The 6,296-nt window shown below is 65.6% G+C and carries 6 protein-coding genes; 1 reads left to right on the top strand and 5 read right to left on the bottom strand.

The features are described 5' to 3' along the window. Positions 1 to 75 precede the first annotated feature (75 nt). The 5 genes from atpD to ASE88_RS10270 all read right to left on the bottom strand — a co-directional run bounded on the left by atpD (position 76) and on the right by ASE88_RS10270 (position 5,195). A complete protein-coding gene (atpD, locus tag ASE88_RS10290) occupies positions 76 to 1,560 on the bottom strand; it encodes a F0F1 ATP synthase subunit beta (RefSeq protein WP_056411996.1) in 1,485 nt (494 codons plus the stop codon). Positions 1,561 to 1,564: 4 nt separating this feature from the next. Next, on the bottom strand, positions 1,565 to 2,146 hold the full coding sequence (locus ASE88_RS10285; RefSeq protein ID WP_056477930.1) for a hypothetical protein: 582 nt from the start codon (positions 2,144 to 2,146) through the stop codon (positions 1,565 to 1,567). Next, on the bottom strand, positions 2,143 to 3,036 hold the full coding sequence (locus ASE88_RS10280) for a F0F1 ATP synthase subunit gamma (protein ID WP_055873603.1): 894 nt from the start codon (positions 3,034 to 3,036) through the stop codon (positions 2,143 to 2,145). Before ASE88_RS10280 ends, ASE88_RS10285 begins: the two co-directional genes overlap by 4 nt. Positions 3,037 to 3,106: 70 nt before the next feature. Beyond that, entirely contained in the window at positions 3,107 to 4,636 is a 1,530-nt protein-coding gene (gene atpA / locus ASE88_RS10275; RefSeq protein WP_056477928.1) for a F0F1 ATP synthase subunit alpha, read from the bottom strand. 4 nt (positions 4,637 to 4,640) lie between these two features. Beyond that, positions 4,641 to 5,195 (bottom strand): F0F1 ATP synthase subunit delta, encoded by a 555-nt coding sequence (locus tag ASE88_RS10270; RefSeq protein WP_055873610.1) that lies wholly within the window; start codon positions 5,193 to 5,195, stop codon positions 4,641 to 4,643. A gap of 334 nt (positions 5,196 to 5,529) precedes the next feature. On the opposite strand from ASE88_RS10270, the gene ASE88_RS10265 reads away from it, so the two are divergent. After that, entirely contained in the window at positions 5,530 to 6,207 is a 678-nt protein-coding gene (locus ASE88_RS10265; protein ID WP_056477926.1) for a dienelactone hydrolase family protein, read from the top strand. The last annotated feature ends 89 nt before the right edge of the window (positions 6,208 to 6,296 follow it).

Below are 6,296 nucleotides of genomic sequence, written 5' to 3'. Positions count from 1 at the left end.
AGTACCGGGCGGGAGCGCTTGTGGCGGCCCCTCACCCCAGCCCTCTCCCCGGAGGGGAGAGGGAGCTAGAAGCGCTTAGGCTTCCGCGGCCATCTTTTCGGCCTTGGCGACGGCTTCGTCGATACCGCCGACCATGTAGAATGCGCTCTCGGGCAGGTGATCATACTCGCCCTCGACCACCGCCTTGAACGAGCGAACCGTGTCCTCGAGCTGGACGAACTTGCCGCTGATGCCGGTGAAGACCTCGGCGACGTGGAACGGCTGGCTCAGGAACTTCTGGATCTTGCGCGCACGCTGCACGGTGAGCTTATCTTCTTCCGAGAGCTCGTCCATGCCGAGAATGGCGATGATGTCCTGCAGCGACTTGTACTTCTGCAGCGTCGACTGGACCGCACGCGCGGTGTCGTAATGCTCCTGCCCGACAACGCGTGGCTCGAGCAGACGCGAGGTCGAGTCGAGCGGATCGACGGCCGGGTAGATGCCCAGCTCCGAGATCGCGCGGTTGAGGTTGGTCGTCGCATCGAGATGCGCGAACGACGTCGCAGGCGCCGGATCGGTAAGATCGTCGGCCGGAACGTACACGGCCTGCACCGAGGTGATCGACCCCTTGTTGGTCGAGGTGATGCGCTCCTGCAGCGCGCCCATGTCGGTCGACAGCGTCGGCTGATAGCCCACGGCCGACGGAATACGGCCGAGCAGTGCCGAAACCTCTGCGCCCGCCTGCGTGAAGCGGAAGATGTTGTCGACGAAGAACAGCACGTCCTGGCCTTCGACGTCGCGGAAATATTCGGCGATCGTCAGGCCCGACAGCGCGACGCGGGCGCGGGCGCCTGGCGGCTCGTTCATCTGGCCAAATACGAGCGCGACCTTCGAGCCTTCCGACTGCGGATTGCCGTCGGCATCCTTGGCGATGACGCCCGCGTCGAGGAACTCATGGTACAGATCGTTACCCTCGCGGGTACGCTCGCCGACGCCGGCGAACACCGAGGTGCCGCCGTGACCCTTGGCGATGTTGTTGATCAGCTCCTGGATCAGCACGGTCTTGCCGACGCCGGCGCCGCCGAACAGGCCGATCTTGCCGCCCTTTGCATAGGGTGCGAGCAGATCGATGACCTTGATCCCCGTGACCAGGATCGCGCTCTCGGTCGACTGGTCGACGAACAAAGGTGCCGAGGCATGGATCGGTGCGGTCGTCTCTGCGCCGACGGGGCCACGCTCGTCGATCGGCTCGCCGATGACGTTGAGGATGCGGCCGAGCGTCTTCGGGCCGACGGGCACGCGGATCTGCGAGCCGGTGTCGGTGACGGTCTGGCCGCGGGTCAGACCCTCGGTGGCGTCCATCGCGATCGTGCGCACGGTGTTCTCGCCGAGATGCTGGGCGACCTCGAGCACGAGCCGGTTGCCGTTGTTGTCGGTTTCGAGCGCCGACAGAATGGCGGGCAGGTTATCGGGGAAATGCACGTCGACGACGGCACCGATGACCTGCGAAATGCGGCCGGTGTTGTTCGTGGCCTTCGAGCTGCCCTCGGTCGGGCGGATGTCTTCAGCGGCGGTTGCCATCACACTATCCTTGGGTCTTGTTGTTGGCCGGGTTGGTAGCCGGTGAACGGGTAAAAGTCACGTCGATGCGCTCGGGCGCACCGCTGGTCGAAGGGACGAGCGCGACCGTGATCGGGGCCGCATCGAGCGGTTTGCCGAGGCGGATCGCGCGCAACAGATCGGGCGATGCCTTGATCTTGAAGCGGCCCAGAAATTCGCCGACGGTCTGCGCGAGCCGCATCCGGGCGGTGGTCGCGTCGACCGGATCGGTCAGCGTCAGCGCATAGGTCACGGTATCGATCGCCGCGGCAGTCTTGCCCGCGACGACGACCGAGGTCGTGTTCGGCGCCTTGGCGTTCGAGTTGGAGAACATCCGCGGCTGGCCGGTCGCGATGAAGCCACCGTCCTTTGCCGCATAGCTGCCCAGCCCGAAGCCCGCCTGGTTGATCGCGCCGACCGCCTCCTGCGGGGCGGCGAACAGCCGATCCCACCCCGACAGCGTCGCGACGGAGGCAGCTTGCGCCGCCTCCTGCTCGCGCACCGACGGTGCCGGCTTGCCGCAGCCCGCCAGCATCGCAGTAAGGGTCAAGGCGACCGCGAGCCTCATTTCAGCGCTTCGGCACCCGAGATGATCTCGACCAGCTCGGTCGTGATCGCGGCCTGACGCGTGCGGTTATACTGGATCGACAGACGCGTGATCATGTCGCCGGCATTGCGCGTGGCGTTGTCCATCGCGTTCATGCGGCTGCCCTGCTCCGACGCCGCATTTTCAAGCAGCGCGCGGAAAATCTGGATCGCGACGTTGCGCGGCAGCAGGTCGGCGAGGATCGCTTCCTCGTCGGGCTCGTATTCGGTCACGGCTTCCGCCGGCGCGTTGGGCTTGGCCTCTGCACCGGGGATGGTCGAGATCGGCACGGGGACGATCTGGATGCCAGTCGGCACCTGCACCAGCGCCGACACGAACTTCGCGTAGAACAGATGCGCGACGTCGAACTGACCTTCGCCGAAGCGCTTGATCAGGTCTTCCGAAATCTCCTGCGCGTCGCTGAACGCGAGCTTCTTGATCTGGCTCATCTCGTGATCGGCGAGGATGTCGTTCGGGAAGAAGCGCTTGATCACGCGCCCCTTCTTGCCGGCGACATAGAATTTCACGGTCTTGCCGGCCGCGATCAACTCCTCGGCCTTGCGACGTGCCGCGCGGACGATGTTGGTGTTGAACGCACCCGCGAGACCACGCTCCGACGTCGCGATGACGATCAGGTGGACCTGGTCCTTGCCGGTGCCGGCCAGCAGCGGCGATGCGCCCGGCGCGATGCCGACTCGCCCCGCGAGGCTCGCCATCACCGCTTCGAGCCGCTCGGCATAGGGCCGGCCAGCGACCGCCGCATCCTGCGCCCGGCGCAGTTTCGCAGCGGCGACCATCTTCATCGCCTTGGTGATCTTCTGCGTCGACTTCACCGAGCCGATGCGGATCTTGAGTGCCTTGAGGCTCGCCATCTACGTCCCTTTGTTCCTCCGCGAAGGCGGAGGCCCAGCCTGCCCCCGCGTCAGCGGGGGCATGTTCTACTTAAGCGAAAGTCTTGGCGAACGCTTCGAGCGCTGCCTTCAGCTTGTCCTTCGACTCGTTACCCAGATCGCGGGTATCGCGGATCAGCTTGAGCACATCGGCATGGTTCGCGCGCATGTCGGCGAGCAGCGCCTGCTCGTAGCGGGTCACGTCGGCGACAGGCACCTTGTCGAGATAGCCGCTGGTGCCGGCGAAGATCGACACGGTCTGCTCTTCGAACGGCAGCGGCGAGAACTGCGCCTGCTTGAGCAGTTCGGTCAGACGCGCACCGCGGTTGAGCAGCTTCTGCGTCGACGCATCGAGATCCGACCCGAACTGCGCGAATGCCGCCATCTCGCGGTACTGCGCGAGCTCGAGCTTGATCGAGCCCGACACCTTCTTCATCGCCTTGGTCTGTGCGGCCGAGCCGACGCGGCTGACCGAGAGACCGACGTTGATCGCCGGGCGCACGCCCGAGAAGAACAGGTCGGTTTCGAGGAAGATCTGGCCGTCGGTGATCGAGATCACGTTGGTCGGGATGTACGCCGAAACGTCGCCCGCCTGCGTCTCGATGATCGGCAGCGCGGTCAGCGAGCCGCCACCGTTCGCGTCCGACATCTTGGCCGCACGCTCGAGCAGACGGCTGTGGAGATAGAACACGTCGCCGGGATAGGCTTCACGGCCCGGCGGACGACGCAGCAGCAGCGACATCTGGCGGTAGGCGACCGCCTGCTTCGACAGATCGTCGTAGCAGATCAGTGCGTGCATGCCGCGATCGCGGAAATACTCGCCCATCGCGACACCGGTGTACGGTGCGAGATACTGGAGCGGTGCGGGGTCCGACGCGGTGGCGGCGACGACGATGGAATATTCCATCGCGCCATTCTCTTCGAGCGTCTTGACGAGCTGCGCCACGGTCGAGCGCTTCTGGCCGATCGCGACATAGACGCAATACAGCTTCTTCGACTCGTCGTCGCCGGCGTTGGCGATCTTCTGGTTGATGAACGCGTCGATCGCGACCGCCGACTTGCCGGTCTGGCGATCGCCGATGATCAGCTCGCGCTGGCCCCGGCCGACGGGGACGAGCGCGTCGATGGCCTTGAGGCCGGTCTGGACCGGCTCGCTGACCGACTGGCGCGGGATGATGCCCGGTGCCTTGACCTCGACGCGGCTGCGCTCGGTCGTGTGGATCGGGCCCTTGCCGTCGATCGGGTTGCCGAGGCCATCGACCACGCGGCCGAGCAGCTCCTTGCCGATCGGCACATCGACGATCGTGCCGGTGCGCTTGACGATATCGCCTTCCTTGATCTCCGAGTCCGACCCGAAGATCACGACGCCGACATTATCGGCCTCGAGGTTGAGCGCCATGCCCTGCACGCCGTTCGAGAATTCGACCATCTCGCCGGCCTGGACGTTGTCGAGGCCGAAGATGCGCGCGATGCCGTCGCCGACGCTCAACACCTGGCCGGTCTCGCTGACCTGAGCCTCGGTGCCGAAATTGGCGATCTGATCCTTGATGATCTTCGAGATTTCTGCGGCGCGGATATCCATTAGCTTAGCCCTTCATCGCGTGCGCGAGAGTGTTGAGACGCGTCTTGATCGACGAATCGATCATCTGGCTGCCGACGCGGACGACGAGTCCACCCAGCAACGATGGGTCGACGCTGAGGTCGACGGAAACTTCACGGCCGACGCGCTGGCGGAGCTGATGCTTCAGCTCGATCACCTGTTCGTCGGTCAGCGGGTGCGCGGAGGTCACCTCGGCCGCGATCTCGCCGCGATGCTGCGCGGCAAGTGCGCGGAACGCCTTGATGATCTTGGGGAGCGCGCCCAGCCGGTGGTTCTCGGCGAGGACGCCGAGGAAGCTCTTGGTGGTCGCATCGACGCCGAGTTCGTCGGCGACCGCGGAGACCGCCTTCACCGCCGCGCCACGCGACACCATCGGGCTGATCGTCAGAGCACGGAAGTCCTCCGACTGCGCCAGTGCGTCACGCACGCGCGACAGGCTCGACTCGACTGCGTCGATCGTCTTCGCGTCACGTGCGAGTTCGAACAGGGCCAGCGCATAACGCCCGCCTAAGCTCGCCTGAATACCGCCGGATGTCTCCACGGACCTGTCAATCCTCGCCTGAAACCGAAAATGTTGCTGTCCCATGGGGGAAGAGGGCGCGAAAGCACCTCTCATGGGACGCGGCGCGGGTAGCATCGGGTTCCGGGATTGGCAACCCGGCGGGAGGGTCGGGAGGATCGGTTTGTGACTGTTTTGTCATTGGTACGGGGCTGGAGGCCCCCGATCTTCCCCCTCCCCGTCATCCCCGCGCAGGCGGGGATCCATAACCTCCGGACCCGGCGCTTTCATCGCACGGCCTGCCACTATGGGTTCCCGCCTCCGCGGGAATGACGGTATTGGGCGAGCGTTACGACCAACCGACGAGGACTCGAAAATGACCGGCACGATGGAAACGATGACCATGTCCGACGGCGCGACCGTCGCGGTCTATCATGCGCACCCGGCAGGGGAACGCCGCGGCGGGCTCGTGCTGGTGCAGGAAATCTTCGGCGTCACCGATCATATCCGCGACCTGTGCGACGACTACGCCGCCGACGGCTACGAGGTGCTGGCGCCCGCGCTGTTCGACCGCGAGCATCCCGGGTTCGAGGCGGATTATTCGGGCGACGGCCTTGCGCGCGGGATCGAGCTGGCGCGGCAGCTCCATCCGTTCGATCTGTCGCTGAAGGACGTCCAGACGTGCATCGACACGCTCGCCGCCGCGGGTCCGGTGTTCGTGGTCGGCTATTGCTATGGCGGGTCGGTCGCGTGGTTCGCGTCGACCAGGCTCAACGGCGTGGCGGCGGCGAGCGGCTATTATGGCAGCATGATCCCCGCTGCGGCGGACGAGGAGCCGAAGGTGCCGGTGATCCTCCACTTCGGCCGCCACGACCACGGCATCCCGATGGAGGGCGTCGAGCAGGTCGTCGCCAAGGATTGGCCCAACGCAACGGTGTATGTCTACGAGGCGGGCCACGGGTTCAATTCGGACCGGCGCAAGGATTATCACGAGCCAAGCGCGGATCTCGCCAAGCAGCGCACGCTCGACCTGTTCCGCGCCAACGGGGGCTGAATAGCCGAAGGGAGTAAGCCTTCCGGCGTCCTCCCTCTTGCCACCCCGGCGAAGGCCGGGGCCCAGTTGGGGGACGTTGCTAACGGAGG

Origin of the sequence: Sphingomonas sp. Leaf38 (assembly GCF_001421825.1) — a bacterium.
Taxonomy (GTDB): domain Bacteria; phylum Pseudomonadota; class Alphaproteobacteria; order Sphingomonadales; family Sphingomonadaceae; genus Sphingomonas.
This window is presented reverse-complemented; position numbering and strand designations above follow the sequence as displayed.